20 protein-coding genes are annotated in these 19,877 nt (G+C 69.4%); 15 read left to right on the forward strand and 5 right to left on the reverse strand.

What is annotated here, in order from left to right; genetic code table 11:
* Positions 1-13: 13 nt before the first annotated feature.
* The 7 genes from hpaE to MB1_RS10750 all read left to right on the forward strand — a co-directional run bounded on the left by hpaE (position 14) and on the right by MB1_RS10750 (position 8,298).
* On the forward strand, positions 14-1,570 hold the full coding sequence (hpaE, locus tag MB1_RS10720; protein ID WP_066906584.1) for a 5-carboxymethyl-2-hydroxymuconate semialdehyde dehydrogenase: 1,557 nt from the start codon (positions 14-16) through the stop codon (positions 1,568-1,570).
* A gap of 160 nt (positions 1,571-1,730) precedes the next feature.
* Positions 1,731-2,897, forward strand: coding sequence for a 3,4-dihydroxyphenylacetate 2,3-dioxygenase (gene hpaD, locus MB1_RS10725; protein ID WP_066906586.1), 1,167 nt, complete (start codon positions 1,731-1,733; stop codon positions 2,895-2,897).
* A 58-nt stretch (positions 2,898-2,955) separates the two neighbouring features.
* On the forward strand, positions 2,956-3,741 hold the full coding sequence (gene hpaH / locus MB1_RS10730) for a 2-oxo-hept-4-ene-1,7-dioate hydratase (RefSeq protein ID WP_066906588.1): 786 nt from the start codon (positions 2,956-2,958) through the stop codon (positions 3,739-3,741).
* Complete coding sequence (locus tag MB1_RS10735; RefSeq protein ID WP_066906590.1) at positions 3,726-4,529, forward strand: HpcH/HpaI aldolase family protein; 804 nt, start codon at positions 3,726-3,728, stop codon at positions 4,527-4,529. The genes hpaH and MB1_RS10735 overlap by 16 nt, the downstream gene beginning before the upstream one ends.
* A 60-nt stretch (positions 4,530-4,589) precedes the next feature.
* Complete coding sequence (locus tag MB1_RS10740) at positions 4,590-5,714, forward strand: NDMA-dependent alcohol dehydrogenase (protein ID WP_066906592.1); 1,125 nt, start codon at positions 4,590-4,592, stop codon at positions 5,712-5,714.
* Positions 5,715-5,801: 87 nt separating this feature from the next.
* Complete coding sequence (locus MB1_RS10745) at positions 5,802-7,214, forward strand: aldehyde dehydrogenase family protein (protein ID WP_066906594.1); 1,413 nt, start codon at positions 5,802-5,804, stop codon at positions 7,212-7,214.
* 76 nt (positions 7,215-7,290) lie between these two features.
* A complete protein-coding gene (locus MB1_RS10750; protein ID WP_066906596.1) occupies positions 7,291-8,298 on the forward strand; it encodes a malate dehydrogenase in 1,008 nt (335 codons plus the stop codon).
* Between the two features lie 92 nt (positions 8,299-8,390).
* On the opposite strand, the gene MB1_RS10755 is transcribed toward MB1_RS10750, so the two are convergent.
* From MB1_RS10755 to MB1_RS10775, 5 genes are all read right to left on the reverse strand, one after another.
* Complete coding sequence (locus MB1_RS10755) at positions 8,391-9,167, reverse strand: SDR family NAD(P)-dependent oxidoreductase (protein WP_066906866.1); 777 nt, start codon at positions 9,165-9,167, stop codon at positions 8,391-8,393.
* Between the two features lie 48 nt (positions 9,168-9,215).
* On the reverse strand, positions 9,216-10,157 hold the full coding sequence (locus MB1_RS10760; protein WP_066906598.1) for a hydroxymethylglutaryl-CoA lyase-like TIM-barrel protein: 942 nt from the start codon (positions 10,155-10,157) through the stop codon (positions 9,216-9,218).
* A complete protein-coding gene (locus MB1_RS10765) occupies positions 10,154-11,425 on the reverse strand; it encodes a CaiB/BaiF CoA transferase family protein (RefSeq protein WP_066906873.1) in 1,272 nt (423 codons plus the stop codon). Before MB1_RS10765 ends, MB1_RS10760 begins: the two co-directional genes overlap by 4 nt.
* 112 nt (positions 11,426-11,537) lie before the next feature.
* A complete protein-coding gene (locus MB1_RS10770) occupies positions 11,538-12,347 on the reverse strand; it encodes an SDR family oxidoreductase (protein WP_066906600.1) in 810 nt (269 codons plus the stop codon).
* A 74-nt stretch (positions 12,348-12,421) separates the two neighbouring features.
* On the reverse strand, positions 12,422-13,000 hold the full coding sequence (locus MB1_RS10775; RefSeq protein WP_066906602.1) for a helix-turn-helix domain-containing protein: 579 nt from the start codon (positions 12,998-13,000) through the stop codon (positions 12,422-12,424).
* Between the two features lie 527 nt (positions 13,001-13,527).
* On the opposite strand from MB1_RS10775, the gene MB1_RS10780 reads away from it, so the two are divergent.
* The 8 genes from MB1_RS10780 (at position 13,528) to MB1_RS10815 (ending at position 19,839) form a co-directional block, all read left to right on the forward strand.
* Entirely contained in the window at positions 13,528-14,574 is a 1,047-nt protein-coding gene (locus MB1_RS10780; protein ID WP_066906604.1) for an isopenicillin N synthase family dioxygenase, read from the forward strand.
* A 102-nt stretch (positions 14,575-14,676) separates the two neighbouring features.
* The gene (locus tag MB1_RS10785; protein ID WP_066906606.1) at positions 14,677-15,588 is read left to right on the forward strand and encodes an oxygenase MpaB family protein; all 912 of its coding nucleotides are present in this window, start codon (positions 14,677-14,679) and stop codon (positions 15,586-15,588) included.
* Positions 15,589-15,842: 254 nt separating this feature from the next.
* A complete protein-coding gene (locus tag MB1_RS10790) occupies positions 15,843-16,937 on the forward strand; it encodes a DUF6670 family protein (RefSeq protein ID WP_245650128.1) in 1,095 nt (364 codons plus the stop codon).
* 80 nt (positions 16,938-17,017) lie between these two features.
* Entirely contained in the window at positions 17,018-17,596 is a 579-nt protein-coding gene (locus MB1_RS10795) for an RNA polymerase sigma factor (RefSeq protein ID WP_084351540.1), read from the forward strand.
* The gene (locus MB1_RS10800) at positions 17,593-18,213 is read left to right on the forward strand and encodes a methylated-DNA--[protein]-cysteine S-methyltransferase (protein WP_066906608.1); all 621 of its coding nucleotides are present in this window, start codon (positions 17,593-17,595) and stop codon (positions 18,211-18,213) included. Before MB1_RS10795 ends, MB1_RS10800 begins: the two co-directional genes overlap by 4 nt.
* On the forward strand, positions 18,210-18,947 hold the full coding sequence (locus MB1_RS10805; RefSeq protein WP_066906610.1) for a 2OG-Fe(II) oxygenase: 738 nt from the start codon (positions 18,210-18,212) through the stop codon (positions 18,945-18,947). The genes MB1_RS10800 and MB1_RS10805 overlap by 4 nt, the downstream gene beginning before the upstream one ends.
* A complete protein-coding gene (locus MB1_RS10810; protein WP_066906612.1) occupies positions 18,944-19,231 on the forward strand; it encodes an Ada metal-binding domain-containing protein in 288 nt (95 codons plus the stop codon). Before MB1_RS10805 ends, MB1_RS10810 begins: the two co-directional genes overlap by 4 nt.
* On the forward strand, positions 19,228-19,839 hold the full coding sequence (locus tag MB1_RS10815; protein ID WP_066906614.1) for a DNA-3-methyladenine glycosylase I: 612 nt from the start codon (positions 19,228-19,230) through the stop codon (positions 19,837-19,839). The genes MB1_RS10810 and MB1_RS10815 overlap by 4 nt, the downstream gene beginning before the upstream one ends.
* Positions 19,840-19,877 lie beyond the last annotated feature (38 nt).

Genomic DNA, 19,877 nt, shown 5'->3' on the forward strand with positions numbered 1-19,877 from the left:
AAGGGAGACAGAGATGACCCGAACCGTATCTGCCGTCACCGGCGCGCACGTGCCCGCCGACCTGCCCGACCACATTCGGCACTACATCGGCGGGGCGTTCGTCGACTCGATCGACGGTGACACCTTCGACGTGATCGACCCGGTCTCCAACGAGACCTATGTGCGGGCGGCAGCCGGCAGGAAGGCCGATATCGACGCGGCGGTCGCGGCGGCGCGCACCGCCTTCACCGACGGACCGTGGCCGCGGCTACTCCCCCGCGAACGCTCCCGCGTCCTGCACCGCATCGCCGACATCGTCGAATCCCGCGACGCCCGACTGGCGGAACTCGAGTCCTTCGATTCGGGGCTGCCGATCACCCAGGCGCTCGGCCAGGCCCGGCGGGCGGCGGAGAACTTCCGCTTCTTCGCCGACCTGATCGTCGCGCAGGCCGACGACACCTACAAGGTGCCCGACCGGCAGATCAACTACGTCAACCGCAAGCCGATCGGTGTCGCCGGGCTGATCACGCCGTGGAATACCCCGTTCATGCTCGAGTCGTGGAAGCTCGCGCCCGCGCTGGCCACCGGCAACACCGTCGTGCTCAAGCCGGCCGAGTTCACCCCGCTGTCGGCGTCGCTGTGGGCCGGGATCTTCGAGGAAGCCGGGCTGCCCGAGGGCGTGTTCAACCTGGTGAACGGTCTCGGCGAGGACGCCGGCGATGCGCTGGTCAAGCACCCGGACGTGCCGCTGATCTCCTTCACCGGCGAAAGCCGCACCGGCCAGCTGATCTTCGCCAACGCCGCCCCCTACCTCAAGGGGCTGTCGATGGAACTCGGCGGCAAGAGCCCGGCGATCGTCTTCGCCGACGCCGACCTCGACGCGGCGATCGACGCCACGATCTTCGGGGTCTTCTCCCTCAACGGTGAACGCTGCACCGCGGGCAGCCGCATCCTCGTCGAACGGCCGATCTACGACGAATTCGTCGAACGGTATGCCGCGCAGGCGAAGCGGGTGGTCGTCGGCTATCCGCACGAGGCCGGTACCGAGGTCGGCGCCCTGGTGCACCCGGAGCACTACGACAAGGTGATGAGCTACGTCGAGATCGGCCGCACCGAGGGCCGCCTCGTCGCCGGCGGTGGCCGCCCGGCCGGATTCGAGACCGGCAACTTCGTCGCGCCGACGGTCTTCGCCGACGTGCCCGCCGACGCCCGGATCTTCCAGGAGGAGATCTTCGGCCCGGTCGTCGCGATCACCCCCTTCGACACCGACGCTGAGGCCCTCGAGCTGGCCAACGGTGTGAAATACGGTCTGGCCGCGTACGTCTGGACCAACGACCTCAAGCGCGCCCACAACTTCTCCCAGGCGGTCGAGGCCGGGATGGTGTGGCTGAACTCCAACAATGTGCGCGACCTGCGCACCCCGTTCGGCGGGGTCAAGGCGTCGGGACTCGGCCACGAGGGCGGCTACCGCTCGATCGACTTCTACACCGATCAGCAGGCGGTCCACATCACGCTGGGCAAGGTCCACAACCCGACCTTCGGCAAGCAGGAACACCCGGAGCCGTCGCTCGACGATCCCGATCCGCGCTGACAGCGGACCGACCCTCCCTCCTCCCCCATCCGGGCACTCGTCTACGGGCTCGTCTTCGCAGCCCGCCATTGCTCCGAGCCCGCCATCAGGGCTCGTCTTCACAGGCTCGTCTTCACTGGCTCGTCTTCACTGGCTCGTCTTCACAGGCAAGGACGCCATCATGACCCTCAATCCGCACACCATCGACCCCAACACCACCGGCCCCGTCGTCACCGCCGACGACCCGATTCGCGCCGCCCATCCCCTTCCCGTACCCACGAGCCCACCGCCGGACGTCCTGCGCTGTGCCTATATGGACTTGGTGGTCACCGACCTCGCGGCCTCCCGCAGGTTCTACGTCGACGTGCTCGGCCTGGTGGTCACCGCCGAAGATGACGACGCGGTCTACCTGCGCTCCTTCGAGGAGTTCATCCACCACAACCTCGTCCTGCGGCGCGGCCCCGTCGCAGGGGTGGCCGCCTTCTCCTATCGGGTCCGCTCCCCCGAGGATCTCGACCGCGCCGAGGCGTTCTACACCGAACTCGGCTGCCGCGTCGAACGGCGCCCGGAGGGCTATACCCTCGGGATCGGCGACTCGGTGCGCGTGGAGGACCCGCTGGGCTTCCCGTACGAGTTCTTCCACGACGTTCGCCACGTCGATCGCCTGGCCTGGCACTACGACCTGCACACCCCCGGTGCGCTGGTGCGACTCGACCACTTCAACCAGGTCACCCCGGACGTCCCCCGCGCGGTCGGCTACATGGAGAGCCTCGGCTTCCGCGTCACCGAGGACATCCAGGACGAGGCGGGCACCGTCTACGCGGCCTGGATGCGGCGCAAGCCCACCGTGCACGACACCGCGATGACCGGCGGCAACGGCCCGCGGATGCACCACGTCGCCTTCGCCACCCACGAGAAGCACAACATCATCGCCATCTGCGACAAGCTCGGCGCCCTGCGGATGTCCGATCGCATCGAGCGCGGCCCCGGTCGGCACGGCGTCTCCAATGCCTTCTACCTCTATCTGCGCGACCCGGACGGCCATCGCGTCGAGATCTACACCCAGGACTACTACACCGGCGATCCCGACAACCCCGTCGTGACCTGGGACGTCCACGACAACCAGCGCCGCGACTGGTGGGGCACCCCGGTGGTGCCCAGCTGGTACACCGACGCCTCCCTGGTGCTCGACCTCGACGGCAAGCCGCAGCCGGTGGTGGCGCGCACCGACGACTCCGAGATGGCCGTGACGATCGGCGCCGACGGGTTCTCCTATACCCGCCGCAGCGACGAGCAGGAGATGCCGGAGTGGAAGCAGGGCGAGTACAAGCTCGGCGCCCAGCTCTGATCACCGGAATCTCTCGCCGACGGAATCCACTGTCGCACATGCACGTACAAGGAGAATCATGATTTCGGACGGTGACGTCGTCGCGATCGCCGACGAACTGGCCGCCGCGCAGCGGGATCGGACGACCGTGCCGCTGCTGACCGCCCGCTATCCGGGGATGACCGTCGAGGATTCCTATGCGGTCCAGAATGAATGGCGGCGCCGGGCGATCGCGGCCGGGCGTCGGCAGGTCGGCCGCAAGATCGGCCTGACCAGCAAGGTGATGCAGGCCGCCACCGGCATCACCGAGCCGGACTACGGCGCGATCCTCGACGACATGGTCTTCGAGAACGGGTCGGTCATCGAGCACGACCGCTTCTCGAATGTGCGCATCGAGGTGGAGTTGGCGTTCGTCCTCGGCGCACCGCTCGACGGACCGCACGCGACCGTCTTCGATGTCCTGCGGGCGACCGAGTACGTCGTACCGGCGCTCGAGATCCTCAGTTCCCGTATCGATATGGCCGGGCGCACCATCGTCGACACGATCAGCGACAACGCGGCGATGGGCGGCCTGGTCCACGGCGGGAATCCCACCCCACCCACCGCGATCGACCTGCGATGGGTCGCGGCGCTGCTGTACCGCAACGAGACGATCGAGGAGTCCGGCGTCGCAGCCGCGGTGCTCAACCATCCCGCGACCGGGGTGGCGTGGCTGGCAAACAAGCTGTTCGCGCACGGCGACCGCCTCGAAGCCGGCGAGATCGTGCTCGCGGGATCGTTCACCCGTCCGATGTGGGTGCACCCCGGCGACACGGTTCTGGCCGACTACGGATCGATGGGTACGGTGTCATGCCGCTTCGTCTGAGCCCGACCCTGCGGGTGGCGATCGACGCCGCCGACCGGCCGCTCTTCGGCGGCTGGATCTGCTCCGGCTCACCCGTAGCGGCGGAGATCATGGCCGGGTCGGGACTCGACTGGGTGCTGATCGATATGGAGCACGCCCCGAACGGTCTGGAATCCGTTCTGGCCCAGCTCTATGCGGTCTCCGGCTATCCGTGCACGCCGGTGGTGCGGGTGCCGACCGGCGATCCGGTGATCATCAAGCAGGTCCTCGACCTCGGTGCGCAGACGATCCTCGTTCCGATGGTCTCGACCCCCGAGCAGGCTCTCGACGTCGCCCGCTCGGCGCAGTATCCGCCCGCCGGCCGACGCGGTGTCGGCAGCGCCCTCGCTCGTTCGGCCCGCTGGAATCGGGTGCCGGACTATCTCGGGCAGGCGGTGCGGTACGTCTCGGTGATCGTGCAGATCGAAACCGCCGAGGGCGTCGAGCACGCTCGGGAGATCGCGGAAACCCCCGGGATCGACGGCGTCTTCGTCGGCCCGAGCGACCTGGCCGCGTCGATGGGATTGCTCGGTCAACAGACCCATCCCGACGTGGTCGCGGCCGTCAAGCGGGCCTTCGCCGGCATCGCGGCGGCGGGAAAACCGATCGGGGTCAACGCCTTTGTCGCCGACCAGGCGGCCGACTATGTCGACGCCGGAGCCCGGTTCGTCCTGGTGGGCGCCGACGTCGCCCTCCTGGCGCGCGGATCCGAGGCGCTCGCCGAACACTTCATCACCTCGGCGACCGGCGGCCCGCGCAGCAGCTACTGACCGACCGCCGACCGAAACAGCACTCACCGAAACAGAACTGACTGAACAAGGGAGTTCGGAATGTCCTTCACCACACGCACATCGGTTCTCCGGCAGGCGCCGGGACGCTACGAGACGGTCACCGTCGAACTCGACGAACCCCGCCGCAACGAGGTCACCGTCAAGATGGTGGCCGCCGGGTTGTGCCACTCGGACGATCACGCGGCCACCGGAGATATCCCGGTGGGGACCTACCCGTTCGCCGGCGGGCACGAGGGCGCCGGCGTCATCAGTGCGGTCGGCCCCGACACCCCGGACTTCGAGGTGGGAGACCACGTCGTGTTCTCCTTCCTGCCCGCCTGCGGTCGTTGCGAATTCTGTGCGCGCGGACTGTCCAACCTCTGTGATCTCGGTGCCACCCTGCTCGTCGGCTCGCGCTGGAACGATCCGACCAGCTTCCGCATGCATCTCGACGGCGTGCCGGTCGGCCAGCAGTGCGGCATCTCGACCTTCAGCGAGTACACCACCGCCTCGGTCGCTTCGGTGATCAAGATCGACAAGTCGCTGCCGCTCAAGCAGGCGGCCCTGCTCAGCTGCGGGGTGCCCACCGGCTGGGGCGCGGCGGTCAACTCCGCCCGGGTGCGGCCGGGCGACACGGTGATCGTCGCCGGAATCGGCGGCATCGGCGCCAACGCCCTGCAGGGCGCCGTACACGCCGGGGCATCGCACATCATCGCGGTCGATCCGGTCGACTTCAAGCTGGCGAAGGCCAAGGAATTCGGTGCGACGCACTTCTATTCGACGATCGAGGAGGCGACCGAGTTCGCCCGATCGGTCACCAACGGTCAGGGCGCGGACGCGACGATCGTGACGATCGGCGTCGTCGACGGCGAGCACGTCGCGCAGGCGCTCGCCTCGATCCGCAAGGCGGGCACGGTCGTGCTGACCGGCCTCGGCGATATCTCCGCCGCGGGCGCGCCGATCCTGCTCGGCGACCTGACGCTGATGCAGAAGCGCCTGCAGGGCTCGCTCTTCGGCGAGGCCAACCCGCGCCGCGATATCCCCAACCTGGCCCGGATGTACCAGGTCGGTCAGCTGAAGCTCGACGAGCTGATCACCCGCGAGTACACCCTCGATCAGGTCGCCGAGGCCTACGACGATATGCACGCGGGCACCAACATTCGCGGAGTTGTCGTCTTCGACTGACCCGCACGCCCTCGGCCGACCCGGGCGCGTTCGACCCCGGTCGACCCCTCCGACCCCCACCCGTGCTCGACAAAGAAAGTCACGACAATGACGTCAACTCTCAGCTACGAGGACCTGCTGGCCGCGATCACCGTCGACGAGGGTCGGGAGATCCTCGACCCGGCGACCGGCGAACCGGTGGGCATCGCGCCCGACCGCACGGTCGAGGATCTCGACGCCGCGGTCGCCCGGGCCGCCGCCGCCCAACCCGGCTGGGCGGCAACCCCGGATACCGAACGATGTGATCGACTCCTGCGCGCGGCGGACGCGGTCGAGGCCGCGGGCGAACAGCTCGCGGTGCTGCTCTCGCGCGAGCAGGGCAAGCCCCTCAACGGCCCCAATGCGCGGTTCGAGGTCGGCGCCTGCGCGGCCTGGCTGCGGGCCACCGCCGCCACTCCCTACCCGCGCGAAGTGTTGATCGACGACGACGAGACGCACGCCGAGCTGACCTACCGCCCGTTGGGTGTCGTCGGCGCGATCGGGCCGTGGAATTGGCCGATGATGATCACGATCTGGCAGATCGCACCGGCGCTGCGCATGGGAAATACCGTGGTGGTCAAGCCATCCGAGTACACGCCGCTCAGTGTGCTCGCGCTGGTGCGGGTGCTGACCGCGGTGCTGCCCGACGACGTTCTGACCGTCGTGCCCGGCGGCCGCGAGGTCGGCTCCCGGCTGGCGGGTCACGCGGATATCGCCAAGGTGATGTTCACCGGCTCCACCCGCACCGGGCAGTCGATCATCAGGGACTCCGCCGACACGATCAAGCGGCTGACCCTCGAACTCGGCGGCAACGACGCCGGCATCGTGCTGCCGGACGTCGACCCCGAGGCGATCGCCGAGAACCTGTTCTGGGGCGCGTTCATCAACACCGGGCAGACCTGCGCGGCGCTCAAGCGCCTCTACGTGCACACCGACGTCTACGACCGCGTCTGCGCGGCCCTGGTCGACGTCGCGCGCGCGGCGCCGCAGGGCCGGGGCCTCGACGAGAACAACGTGCTCGGACCGCTCCAGAACGGTGCCCAGTACGAGATCGTCCGCCGACTGGTCGACAGCGCCACCGCATCCGGGGCAACCGTGCTGCTCGGCGCGAACCCGGACCACGACGCGCCGGGATGGTTCTATCCGACCACGCTGATCGCCGATATCGACAACGACAATCCCCTGGTCACCGAGGAACAGTTCGGGCCTGCCCTGCCGATCGTGCGGTACTCGACCGTCGACGAGGCGGTCGCGATGGCCAACGGTCTCGACGTCGGGCTCGGCGCCTCGGTGTGGAGTTCCGATCGGGCCGCCGCCCGCGAGGTCGCGGCCCGGCTCGAGGCGGGCACCGTGTGGATCAACGCGCACGGCGGAGTCCACCCGATGATTCCGTTCGGCGGGCTCAAGAAGTCCGGGTACGGCCTCGAATTCGGTGTGGAAGGGCTGAAATCGGTTGCGGCTCCGCAGGTGATCAACGGCTGACCCCGGCGGGTGTGAGCACCTGCTCAGTGACTGAGATTACGGCCCAACCGCTTAACACGCCTGTAACCTCGGCGCGGTGGGGAATACCGAACCGTTGACGGTCGTCGTGACCGGTGCCGCCGGCCAAATCGCCTATTCGTTGCTCTTCCGCATCGCCGCGGGTGACCTGCTGGGACCGGAGACGCCGATCCGGCTCTGCCTGCTGGACATCCCGTCCGCCGTGCAGGCCGCCGAGGGCGTCGCGATGGAACTCGACGACGGCGCCTTCCCGGCCCTGCGCGGGATCGACATCAGCGATACCCCGACCAAGGCCTTCGACGGCGCCGACCTCGCCTTCCTCGTCGGCGCCCGGCCGCGCACCAAGGACATCGAGCGCTCGGACCTGCTCGCCGCCAATGGCGCGATCTTCCGCGAGCAGGGCCGAGCGATCAACGAGGTCGCCGGCTCCGACATCAAGGTCCTGGTCGTCGGCAATCCGGCGAATACCAACGCCTGGATCGCCAAGCGGTCCGCGCCCGACGTACCGGCGGAGAACTTCACCGCGCTGACCCGCCTGGACCACAACCGGGCGATCGCGCAGCTGGCGCGCCGCGCCGACGTACCAGCGGGCGACATCCGTCGGGTCTCCATCTGGGGCAACCACTCCGCGACCCAGTACCCGGACGTCGACCACGCGACCATCGGCGGCCGGCCCGCCCGCGCGGTCCTCGACGACGATGCGTGGCTCGCCGACTCCTTCATCCCGACCGTCGCCCAGCGCGGCACCGCGATCATCAAGGCCCGCGGCTCCTCGTCCGCGGCGTCGGCGGCATCCGCGTCGATCGATCACATGCGCGACTGGATCACCGGCACGCCGGAGGGCGACTGGGTGTCGATGGCGGTGTCGTCCGACGGTTCGTACGGCGTCCCGGAGGGGCTGATCAGCTCCTTCCCGGTGACCACCGCCGACGGCCGCTGGACGATCGTGCCCGACCTGGAGATCTCCCCGTTCTCCCGGGCGCGGATCGACGCCTCGGTCGCCGAGCTCGAGGCCGAGCGGGATACCTTCCTGCAACTGAGCGACGAGCGGTCCGCGGGCGCCTGACCTCGCCGGCGACCGACCCACCATCGACAGCGGGCCGACCGCACTCCGACGCATGTCGGGTGCGGCCGGCCCGCGGCGTTCGACGGGGCAGGTTACTTCGGGGGCATCCGGATGCCGCCGTCGACGCGGACGACCTCGGCATTCATGTACGAGTTGGTGATCAGCTCGACGACCATCGACGCGAGCTCCTCGGGGACGCCGAGGCGATGCGGGAAGAGCACCGACTGCCCGAGCTTGGCCTTGAACGCCTCGGAGGCCTCGCCCTCGCCGTAGATCGGCGTATCGATCAGACCGGGCGCGACGGTGTTGACGCGCACTCCGACGGCGGCGAGGTCGCGGGCCACCGGCAGGGTCATGCCGACCACGCCACCCTTGGACGACGAGTAGGCGGCCTGCCCGATCTGGCCGTCGAAGGCCGCGACGCTGGCCATGTTGACGATCGCCCCGCGCTCACCGGACGCGAGCGGCTCGTTGCGGCTCATCGCCGTCGCCGCCAATCGCACCATGTCGAAGGTGCCGATCAGGTTGATCGCGATGACCTTCTTGTAGACGTCCAGGTTGTGCGCGGAGGCGAATTCGCCGTCCTTGCCGACCGTGCGCTGGGCCCAACCGATGCCGGCCGAGTTGACCACCGCACGCAGCGGCCCCAGCTCGGTCGCCTTGACGACGGCCTCCTCGATCTGGCCGGTATCGGTCACGTCGACCGGGACGAAGTAGCCACCCACCTCGGCCGCGAGCTTCTCACCCTTGTCGGCCTGCAGGTCGGCGATCAGGACCGTCGCCCCCTTGGCCGCGAGTCCACGGACGCACGCGGCGCCGATACCGGACGCGCCACCGGTGACGATTGCACTTGCACCATTGATATCCACGACTGCCGACATTAGGCGTAGCTGTGATGCGGGCGACAGGGGCTCCGGTCAGCTCGCGGGATTCGGCGCCGTCCACTCGAAGGCGGAGGCCTGCGAACGAGCGCCCTGCACGGTTCTGGATCGGTTCGGTTCCCCGAGGTCGGCCAGCAGGGCTTCGGTGATCCCCGCCATCGTCGCCAGTGTTTCCGGGCCGAACCAGTCCGGTCGCAGCGCGAAGAGCAGATCCTCGGTCGAGGTATTTCCCGCCGCACCGGGCGCGAAGGGGCACCCGCCGAGACCGCCGAGCGCTCCGTCGACCATCGTCGCACCGGCCTCGATGGCCGCCAGGGTGTTCGCCACGCCGAGGCCCCAGGTGTCGTGACCGTGGTAGACCATCCGGCGCGGCGGCGAGCCGGCGCGGACCGCGGCGAACAGCTCGGCGACCTGAACCGGTACAGCCTGGCCGAGCGTGTCGGCGAGCACGACGTCCTGCGCGGCGACCGTCCGCGGGTCGGCCGCGATCCCGACCACCCGCTCGACGGGGACGGCGCCCTCGAACGGGCAGGTGAACGCCGTCGCCAGGCACAACTGGATGCGCCCGGAGACCTCCGCCGCCCGCTGCGCGGCCTCCGGGAAGGCCGCGACGCTCGCCTCGGTGTCGCGGCCGATATTGGCGCGGTTGTGCGAGTCGGACGCCGACAGGCAGTACTGGAAATTGCGGGCGCCCGCGGCGGCGGCCTTCTCGACGTGTCGCGGGGTGGCCACCCAGACCCAGCAGCGCTCGAGCTCGTCGGAGGTCAACGCGCCGATCACCTCGAGGGTATTGGCCATCGGAGGGACGAGATCCCCGCGGGCGAGCGAGCCGATCTCGAGGTGCGGCACCCCGAGGTCGAGCAGGGTGCGGGCCAGTTCGACCTTGCGTTCGGTCGACAGGAGCTTGCCGGTCAGCTGCAGTCCGTCGCGCAGGGTGACGTCCCGCAGCTCGGCTGCGGGCGCGAAGGTGTACGTCATCGCACCGGCTCCCCCGCCGCCCGCTCCACCCGCGGGACCTCCGGCGCCGGGGATGCGTCCGCATGCCCCCGCAGCTCGCCGAGGATCTGATCGGTGTGCTCGCCGAGGTCGGGGCCGACGGTGCGAATCGGCAACGATACGCCGCCGATCACCGGCACGATGCCGGGAAAGCCCACCCGGCGCGGGGCGGCCTCGCCGGTGTCGACGTCGAGATACTGGATCATATTGCGGGCCGCGTACTGCTCGTCGGCGACGATATCCGCGGCGGTGTAGATCGGCCCGGACGGCACCTGCGCCTCGTCGAGCAGGCGGAGCACCTCGTCGCGGGATCGCTCGCGGGTCCACCGGCCGATGGCGGCGTCGAGTTCGTCGCGGCGCTCCCAGCGACCGGCATTGGTCGCCAGCGCCGGGTCGTCGGCGAGGTCGGGCCGGCCGATCACCCGCATATAGCGGCCGAAGATCGCGTCGGCGTTGCCGGCGATGATGACGCTGGTGCCGTCGCTGCACGGGTAGGCGTTCGAGGGGGCGATGCCCTCCATCCGGCCGCCGACCCGTTCGCGTTGGACGTCGTAGGCCAGGTAGTCCGGCACCAGCGATTCCATCACCGACAGGATCGACTCGTTGAGCGCGACGTCGATGATGCGTTGCTTAAGCTCGATCGGCCCGGCCGCACGGCCGCGTGCCGACTCCCGCGCGAAGAGCGCCATCACCGTGCCGAAGGCGGCGTGGATGCCGGCGATCGAATCGCCGATCGACACCCCGACCCGCACCGGCGGTCGGTCGGGATCGCCGACGAGTTCGCGCAGGCCGCCGACCGCCTCGGCCACCGCGGCGAATCCGGGGCGCTGCGCGAGCGGCCCGGTCTGACCGAAGGCGGAGATCCGGGTGATCACCAGGTCGGGGTTGATTGCGTCGAGGACCTCGGGGCCGAGCCCCCACTTCTCGAGGGTGCCCGGTCGGAAGTTCTCCAGCAGCACATCGCAGGTACGCAGCAGATCGAGCACGATCGTGCGGCCCTCGTCGGAGCGCAGGTCGAGCACGATCGACTTCTTGTTGCGGTTGATCGTGCGGTACAGCATCGAGGTGTCGCCGGCGTAGAGGCGCCAATTGCGGATCTCGTCCCCGGTGACGGGCCGTTCGACCTTGATGACCTCGGCGCCGAAGTCGGCCAACATGCGACCGGCGGTCGGGGCGGCGATGTAGTTGCCGAGCTCGAGGACCCGGACCCCGTCGAGCGGTCGAATCCCACCGTCGGGCCTGTCACCCATCGTCATGCCCTCCACGCGTCATCGGTCGCCCGTCGGTTCGGCGACCGGTCATGCCGTCGAGCATGCCCTGTTGCGCCGGGGCCGCGGCAGGGTTCCCGCAAGTCGACCGCCGCTAGCGACCGGTCAGGCCGTGCCTGCGGGCGACGATCGTCGAGATCAGTCCGACCGGCGCCAGCCGCTTGAGCACGAAGACCACCGGGGCATTGCTGCCGACGGCGTAGAACTCGCGCGGCCGTTTCGCCTCGATCGCGCCGACGATCACCTCGGCGACCTTCTCCGGACGGATGCCGGCGCGCTCGTTGGCGTCGAGCCGGTCGATCATCCGGTCGAAGTCGGCCCGGTACGGTGAGCCGTCGGCGATGTACTTGGTCCGGCGCTCCCCGATGCCGGTCGCGATCGAACCGGGTTCGACGTGGGAGACCCAAACGTCGAACGGGGAGAGCTCCTGGCGGGCCGAGGCGGCGAAACCGCGCAGCGCCGCCTTCGCCGCGACGTACGAGCCCCGGTAGGCGAGCGGGAAACTCGCCAACATCGAGCCGACGGTGACCACCCGACCCCAGCGCTGTTCGCGCATCGCGGGCAGCAGCAGCTGCGTCAGCTGCACGGCGCCGAAGACGTTGGTCTGGAAGAGCCGATCGACCGCGTCGGCGGGGAGTTCCTCGAGGGGTCCGGATTGGCTCTCCCCGGCGTTGTTGACCACGATGTCGACGTGCCCGGCGGCCGCCGCGCAGGCGACGATGCTCTCCCGGTCGGCCAGATCGAGAGCGAGGTACTCGACGCCGGCAAGTCGCTCCGGCGTCGGGATCGCCTCGGGTCGGCGGCTGGTCCCCAGAACGCGATATCCCTTGGCGGCGAGCAGCCGCGCCACCTCGCGACCGATACCGGAGGACGCGCCGGTCACCAGCGCGGTACGGGCGGTCATCGGCCGCACCCCAACGAGATCTCCCACCACATGCCGACGACGGTAGCCGGCCGCCCGTCGAGCCCGGCGGGCGGTCAGGTCTCGTCGACGATCAGCAGGGCGTCCGCCGGGGCGCCGTCGACCAGCAGCCACCGCTGGCGGACGGGGGCCGGCAGGGCCAACAGATCGCCGGCGGCGAGTCGGTAGGTCGGCGCGCCCTGGACCTCGACGTCGAGCTGCCCGGAGATCACGAAGACCGTCACCCGCCCGGTCGGCGACCACCAGGTGCCCGGGTACTGGTCGCGCTCGATGCGGTACTCGATGATCCGGCGACCGCGTTCGCCGTCCTCGATCAGGATCCGGCCACTCGCGGCATCGGGACGATCGGCGACCGGAAGCACCCGGCCCTCCCCCCGCCGCACCACCGTCGCCCGGGCGCCGGCGGAGCTCGGCAGCAGATCTCCGGGGTCGACTCCGAGCGCTTCGGCCAAACGGTAAACCGTGACCATCGACGGCATACTCAGACCGCGCTCGATCTGACTGAGGAATGGCTGGCTGATTCCCGCCTTCGCCGCAACATCGCGCATTGATTGCTGTGACTTAACTCTGAGCGAGCGAATGGCGGCACCGGTGCGCGCCGCCAACGCCTGCTCGTCCACGTCAACGTTAGACATGTTCGGCCGGCGGGCAAGTCACGAGCGATAAGTGGCGCATAGCTTCCCATCGAGTAGATCGCTGTCGACTATCGAAGTTGTGGTCGTAGACATTTGGTCCCCGAGCAGGTGACCCGTCGACCTCTCGGGCCCCCGACCCGGTTGCCGGCAATTCGCCGGCAACCGCTCGTCATCCTCGCATACAACCCGGTCCGAAACAGCACGGAGCAGCGGATTTGCGGCCGTAAACCGGCAGTGGATCAGCATTTCCGATCGATGCCCCGAGGTCGGTGCATCATCGTTTCGGCTTGCGACCTCCCCGGTGAGCGGGAAAATGGGGTGATGACCGACCCCGGTGCCGGCGGGCCCGAATACCGCGTGCGGCCGTCCTTTCGGACGGGGACGGCGCCGTCGGCGTGTCGGTACCCGGCCGCCGTGTCGAACGATGGGTCGCGCGAACCGATTACACGCGTCACCGCCGGGGGGATCACTCGGGTCCTCGGGATGTATTGGTGCACAGAACCGTCGAAGGAAGGGATCCCGTCCCCATGAGGAATCGGACATTCGAGGTCCCGGCGATCGATATCGGCGCCTGGGTCGGTGACGGCGACGCGGCGGCCCGCGCCCGGGTCGCTCGGGAGGTGGACGATGCCTGCTCCCGGGTGGGCTTCATGCAAATCCTCGGGCACGGAATCCCGAGCGTCGTGCAGGAGGGTTTTGCAGCCGCGATGGACAGATTCTTCGCGTTGGATATCGACGCGAAGAAGTCCTACCGCGTCGACGGCGCCAACCGCGGCTACAGCCCGCCGAAGAGCGAATCGCTCAGCCTGAGTCTCGGCGTCGAATCCGCCGACCGGATGAACGATTTCTTCGAGGCATTCAATGTCGGCGTCGAGGCTCGTTCGTTCACGGATCTTCAGCTGGACGAGGACGACTACGGGATCAATCTGTGGCCGGATGTGCCGGAATTCGAAACCGCCGTACAGCGCTATTTCGCGGAAGCGGGCCGGGTGGCGCGCACCCTGACGTCGGTGTTCGCCGCGGCATTGGAATTACCCGCCGACTACTTCGACCGGCTGACCGATCATTCGATCGATGTCCTGCGAATGAACAACTACGCCCTGCCGGAGGGAACGGTCACGCTCGACGGTGGCCTGATCGGGATGGGACAGCACACCGACTTCGGCATCGTCACCGTGCTGTGGGCCGACCGGGTGGCGGGCCTGCAGGTGCTCGGGACCGACGGCTATTGGCACGACGTCGCCCCGCTCGAGGGCGCGTTGCTGGTCAACCTCGGCGATCTGACCGCGCGCATCACCAACGACCGCTGGATGTCGACCCTGCACCGGGTGAAGCCGCCGATCATCGACGGACGGATTCGCCGGCGCCGGTCCGCCGCCTTCTTCCACGACGGCAATGTCGACGCGGTGATCTCCACCCCGGACGCGCTGCTACCCGGCGGCGCGGCGCCCGGCTACGAGCCGATCACCGTGCGCGACCACATCGCCGCCAAGCTGGCCGGTTCGCGGCAGGGCAAGGCCAACCCGAATACCGGCGGGGAGACCGCCCGCGTGCTGGCCGCCAAGGAGCGGTAGCGCCGCTGCGCTTCAACGTCCGTACGTGACGCGCGCCACACTGTGGCACAGTGGTCTCAGGACGCGACCGGGGCATCGTTCGCCCCGCCGAGGAGGCCCGCGATGCAGCGATTCGCCATCCGCTCGACCACGGACGGGTTGGACCCGGCCACCGAGTTCGAGCAGATAGCCCGACTGCTCACCACCCGCGAATTCGTCTGGGACATCAACCAAGCACTGAGTTTCGCGCTCTTCCGGACCTACGGGGTGCCGAGCATCGGCGGTCTGCTGTTCGATACGGGCGAATTCACCGAGCGGGTTCAGAAGCGCTACGACGACACCGCGCTGATCCTCGACGCCGTGCTCGAGCACGGTTTCGCCTCGCCGACGGGACGCTCGGCGATCCGCCGGATGAACCGCATGCACGGCTCGTACGACATCTCCGCCGACGATATGCGCTATGTGCTGGCGACCTTCGTGGTCTGCCCGGTCCGATGGATGCGCGCGTACGGCTGGCGGCGCATGACGCATACCGAGATCGTCGGGTGGACCAATTACTACCGTGAGCTCGGCCGGCATATGGCGATCCCGGACGTCCCGGAGACCTACGAGCAGTTCGCCGATCTGCTCGACCGGTACGAGCGCGACCACTTCGCCTTCGACGCCGGCGGTCGGGCGGTCGCCGATTCGACGCTCGATCTGATGTGCACCTTCCCGCCGAACGATCGCCTTCCGGCCGCGCTGGTGCGCCGGTTCGCCCGCGGGCTGATGGACGATCCGCTGCTCGACGCGTTCCGCTATCGACATCCCCTGCGGCTCGAGCGGTTCCTCGCGCAGGGCGCCCTGCGGCTGCGGGGTCGCATCGTGCGGCTGATGCCGCCGCGCCGAACCGCAGTCCGGACCGTCGACCTGCCGAACATCCGCAGCTACCCGAACGGCTACCGGGTGGAGCAGCTCGGGACCTTTCCGACCGGCTGCCCGGTGGGCCGGCATCCGGACGCCGCCGAACATCACGCGGAGCGCGTCTCGTCATAAGTGCGACACTCGCGTATAGGAGTGGCCAACCCCACACGACCGGAATATACGCAGGTCACTACCGCTGGTTGCGCCTGCAATCGACCGGGAAACCGGGGCGCGAGCCCGGATTTCCCGAGTCTTGCACCTATTCTCAAGAGTTGAACAATCGTGTCCATGTCGCCCGACGATGGCGACGGCGAGCCGGCCGGCCCGCTGGGACGCGAACTATATGTAACTAAAGGTTGCATCAACTCGAGCGAGGCGGTGAGACGGTGGCGGGGACTCTGGCGCTCGGCAGCACACGCAGCCGCAGTCTCGATGCGCTGGGGCGGCTCTTCGTCGAATTCGCACGACCGGTGGTCGACCGCCGTAATCCGCGATCGCGGCGCCCGTTCGGCGATGCGCACATCATGCTGCCGCACCTCGAATCGCGTCGATGGGGCTGGTCGCACTACGGCTTCTTCGTTCCCGACCTGCCGGCCCCGTACCGGTACATGAACACGATGACGCTGATCGGAACCACCGGCACGATCGCCTTCGACAACGATCTGCTCGCCGCGCCCGACGCCCGCGACAACGCGACCGTCCTCGCGTCCACCGCCTCCGGCGGCCACTACCACTACCGCGCCTACGACGCCCGCACCGACTGCGACTTTGCCGCGGACGGCTCGTCGCTGCGCTGGGGTGCCGATCTCGAGGTGACCACCGATCACCCGACGTACCGGCTGCGCGGCAACTACGGCGACTTCGGCGCGGACCTCGAATTCACCGCGACCGAGCACGTCTCGTACTTCGTCAACATTCCGGGCTACCAGCACTTCAGTCTGCTGGCGCCCTACCGCGGCAGCATCATCGACGGCGAGCGTCGGATCGAGGTCTCCGGGGTGGGGACGGTCGACTACGCCCGCGCGATGTCCCCGCAGGTGACCAGCCGCCGTCCGCTCGCGCCGCATCGCCGGCTGCCGGTGGACTTCTTCACCTACCAGATCCTGCCGCTGCCGAACGGCGCCCAGCTGCTGCTGACCGATGTGCGGATCGCCGGGGCGTCCGCCTGCCGGCTCGCACACGTCCGTTGGCTCGACCGGCCGGCGACGGTGTACACCGACGTCAGCTTCGAGGTCCTCGAATACGGCCCTCCGCTGGACGAGCCGAACGGCGACCGGATGGCGTTCCCCCGGTTGATGCGCTGGACCATCCACGACGGCCACGACATCGTCGCGACGATCGTCGGCGATGTCGACTCGCGGCCGCGCTACGGCCACGGCAACGGCTTCGTCGCGGCGATGAGTTACACCGGCACCTGGATGGACGACGACGTGGCCGGCACCGGCTACCTCGAGTGGATCGACTGCGAACCCATCCGGTAGTTCCCGCCGCTGTCGGGGACAGCCGGCACGATGGCATCGATCGACCTCACATTTGCGCGCTTGGCGTCGTCTACCGGGTGATGACTGTGAAGCAACCGTTCGACCGGGCCGTCACCGCACACGGCCCGACCGTGCTGCGGGTCTGCCGTGCGGTGCTCGGCTGCGGGCCGGACGCCGACGATGCCTGGTCGGAGACCTTCCTCGCCGCGCTGCGCGGGTGGGACGACCTGGCCGACGACACCAATGTCGAGGCCTGGCTGGTCCGGGTGGCCCAACGCAAGGCGATCGACATCATCCGGCTGCGCGCCCGGCGGGCGATCCCCACCGACACCGTGCCGGAGACCGCCGCGCCGACGACCACCGATACCGCGCCCGGCGACATCTGGGAGGCGGTGGCCCGGCTGCCGGAACGCCAACGCCTGGCGGTCGCCTACCACTATCTGGGCGGGCTGCCGCATACCGAGACCGCCCAGCTGATCGGCGGTACCCCGGCAGCGGTGCGCCGCGCGGCGGCCGACGGGCTGCGGGCGCTGCGCGGCGACCGCGGTGTGCGGGCCCTGCACGATCCCGACGGCCGGGCCCCCGACGGCCGGGCCCCCGGCGACTCGGACCGCGTTCACGGCATCCCCGAGATCCTCTCAACGGAAGGACGCCGGTGAACACCGACAACTCCCCGGGTACCGATCCCGCCGTCGCGCCGCTCTTCCCGATCGGCGGCGACGACCTCGCCCGACTGCGGGAGCGGCTCGCCCGCGATGCCCGCGACAACGACCTGCTCGACATCGCCTATCGCACCGTCGAGTCCCCCATCGGCCCGCTGCTGTTGGCCGCCACCTCCCGCGGGCTGCTGCGGGTCGCCTTCGAGCGGGAGGACTTCGACACCGTGCTCGGCGAGCTGGCCGACCGGGTCAGCCCGCGCATCCTGAGCGAGCGCGATCGACTCGACGATGCCGCCCGCCAGCTCGACGACTACTTCGGCGGCCGGCGGACGACTTTCGATCTGCCGCTCGACGACAGCCTGTCCGACGGCTTCCGCAAGGTGGTGCGCCACTATCTGCCGCGGATCGCCTACGGACGGACCGCCACCTACAAGCAGGTCGCCGCCTCGGTGGGCAACCCGAATGCCGTGCGTGCGGTCGGCTCGGCCTGCGCGACCAATCCCCTGCCGGTGGTGGTCCCCTGCCATCGGGTGGTCCGCTCGGACGGCGGGCTCGGCGGCTACCTCGGCGGACTCGCGGCCAAGACCGCGCTGCTGGAGTTGGAGGGCGCGGCATGAGCGCCACGCCCGGCCCGGCCGCCACCATCACCGGAACCGCAGCGGCGGCGGCCGCCGACTGGACGGCGATCGGCGAGCGTCTCGACGACGTGGGCGGCGCCCTGTTGCCGCGCCTGATCGACGACGAGCAGGCCGCCGAAATGCGCGCGCTGTACGCCCGGGACGGCCTGTTCCGGTCGACGATCGATATGAACCGACATCGCTTCGGCAGCGGGGAGTACCGCTACTTCGACCGCCCCGAACCCGCGGTGATCGACGAGCTCAAACATGCGCTCTATCCGCGTCTGCTCCCGATCGCCCGCGACTGGTGGACGAAGCTGCGGCGCGATCCGCCGTGGCCGGACTCGCTCGACGAATGGTTGGCGATGTGCCACGACGCCGGGCAGACCAAGTCGACCGCGATCCTGCTGCGCTACGGCGCCGGCGACTGGAACGCCCTGCATCGGGACCTCTACGGCGATCTGGTCTTTCCGCTGCAGGTGGTCGTCATGCTCAGCCGTCCGGAGATCGACCACAGCGGCGGGGAATTCCTGCTGGTCGAGCAGCGGCCGCGGGCGCAGTCGCGAGGATCGTCGTTCACGATTCCGCACGGGCACGGCCTGGTGTTCACCACCCGCGATCGCCCGATTCGTTCGGCCCGCGGGTGGAGCGTCGCCCCGATGCGCCACGGTGTGTCCACGGTGCACAGCGGCGAGCGGGTCACGCTCGCGCTGGTCTTCCACGACGCCGCATGACCGCGCCAACCGCGCCCGCCGCCGGCTATCTGCTGCTGGGCGCCGATCGGATCGCCTACCGCTCCCCCGTCCCCGGCAGCCTCGGCGGCCACCGCCGCAGCCGCATCTACGGCCGATTGGACTGCGGTGCGGCGGCCCGCGCCCTCGCCCGCGGCGGCTACGCTGCGCACCGGGTGTTCTTCGCGGACGAGGCCACCGCCGTGCGGGCCGGCTATCGCCCCTGCGGGGTCTGTCTGCCCGACCGCTATCGGGACTGGAAGATCGGGAGGGCGCAGGCGCGATGACCAACGATCCCGGCCTGGTCGTCGGCGACGACGGTCGAGCCCGACCGGCCTGGGCGGCGGTCGACCCGATGTTGCGCGACTACTACGACACCGAGTGGGGCATGCCGGTGCGCGACGAGCGCGGCATGTACGAACGCATCAGCCTCGAAGCCTTCCAGGCCGGGCTGTCCTGGGCGACGATCCTGCGCAAGCGGCCGGCATTCCGGGCGGCGTTCGACGATTTCGATCCGGACGTGGTCGCCGGTTACGGGGCCGCCGACGTCGAACGGTTGCTCGCCGATCCCGGCATCGTGCGCAACCGGGCGAAGGTCGCCGCGGCGATCACCAATGCCCGCGCCACGATCGATCTGCGCGATCGCGGCGGGCTGGTCGATCTCGTCTGGTCGTTCCGCCCGAAGGACACCCCGCGGCCGCGCACGATCGCCGAGATTCCCACCCGTTCGGCGGAATCGGTGGCGCTGGCAAAGGCGCTGCGCCGGGAGGGATTCGCGTTCGTCGGGCCGACGACGATGTTCGCGCTGATGGAGGCGATCGGCATCGTCGACACCCACCTGCTCGACTCGCACCGCCGCGGCACCTCCGGGGTCTGGCAGGACCTGCCGCGCTAGGTCGCGGACCTGCCCGGTCGGGCGTTGCCCGGTGCGGC

The sequence above is a fragment of the Millisia brevis NBRC 105863 genome, assembly GCF_001552615.1.
Lineage (GTDB): Bacteria > Actinomycetota > Actinomycetes > Mycobacteriales > Mycobacteriaceae > Millisia > Millisia brevis.

Excerpts from the sequence above, each read along its gene's own strand:
- hpaE (WP_066906584.1), top strand. The coding sequence starts at position 14 with ATGACCCGAACCGTATCTGCCGTCACCGGCGCGCACGTGCCCGCCGAC.
- hpaD (WP_066906586.1), top strand. The coding sequence starts at position 1,731 with ATGACCCTCAATCCGCACACCATCGACCCCAACACCACCGGCCCCGTC.
- hpaH (WP_066906588.1), top strand. The coding sequence starts at position 2,956 with ATGATTTCGGACGGTGACGTCGTCGCGATCGCCGACGAACTGGCCGCC.
- MB1_RS10735 (WP_066906590.1), top strand. The coding sequence starts at position 3,726 with ATGCCGCTTCGTCTGAGCCCGACCCTGCGGGTGGCGATCGACGCCGCC.
- MB1_RS10740 (WP_066906592.1), top strand. The coding sequence starts at position 4,590 with ATGTCCTTCACCACACGCACATCGGTTCTCCGGCAGGCGCCGGGACGC.
- MB1_RS10745 (WP_066906594.1), top strand. The coding sequence starts at position 5,802 with ATGACGTCAACTCTCAGCTACGAGGACCTGCTGGCCGCGATCACCGTC.
- MB1_RS10760 (WP_066906598.1), bottom strand. The coding sequence starts at position 10,157 with ATGACGTACACCTTCGCGCCCGCAGCCGAGCTGCGGGACGTCACCCTG.
- MB1_RS10765 (WP_066906873.1), bottom strand. The coding sequence starts at position 11,425 with ATGGGTGACAGGCCCGACGGTGGGATTCGACCGCTCGACGGGGTCCGG.
- MB1_RS10770 (WP_066906600.1), bottom strand. The coding sequence starts at position 12,347 with ATGACCGCCCGTACCGCGCTGGTGACCGGCGCGTCCTCCGGTATCGGT.
- MB1_RS10775 (WP_066906602.1), bottom strand. The coding sequence starts at position 13,000 with ATGTCTAACGTTGACGTGGACGAGCAGGCGTTGGCGGCGCGCACCGGT.
- MB1_RS10780 (WP_066906604.1), top strand. The coding sequence starts at position 13,528 with ATGAGGAATCGGACATTCGAGGTCCCGGCGATCGATATCGGCGCCTGG.
- MB1_RS10785 (WP_066906606.1), top strand. The coding sequence starts at position 14,677 with ATGCAGCGATTCGCCATCCGCTCGACCACGGACGGGTTGGACCCGGCC.
- MB1_RS10795 (WP_084351540.1), top strand. The coding sequence starts at position 17,018 with ATGACTGTGAAGCAACCGTTCGACCGGGCCGTCACCGCACACGGCCCG.
- MB1_RS10805 (WP_066906610.1), top strand. The coding sequence starts at position 18,210 with ATGAGCGCCACGCCCGGCCCGGCCGCCACCATCACCGGAACCGCAGCG.
- MB1_RS10810 (WP_066906612.1), top strand. The coding sequence starts at position 18,944 with ATGACCGCGCCAACCGCGCCCGCCGCCGGCTATCTGCTGCTGGGCGCC.
- MB1_RS10815 (WP_066906614.1), top strand. The coding sequence starts at position 19,228 with ATGACCAACGATCCCGGCCTGGTCGTCGGCGACGACGGTCGAGCCCGA.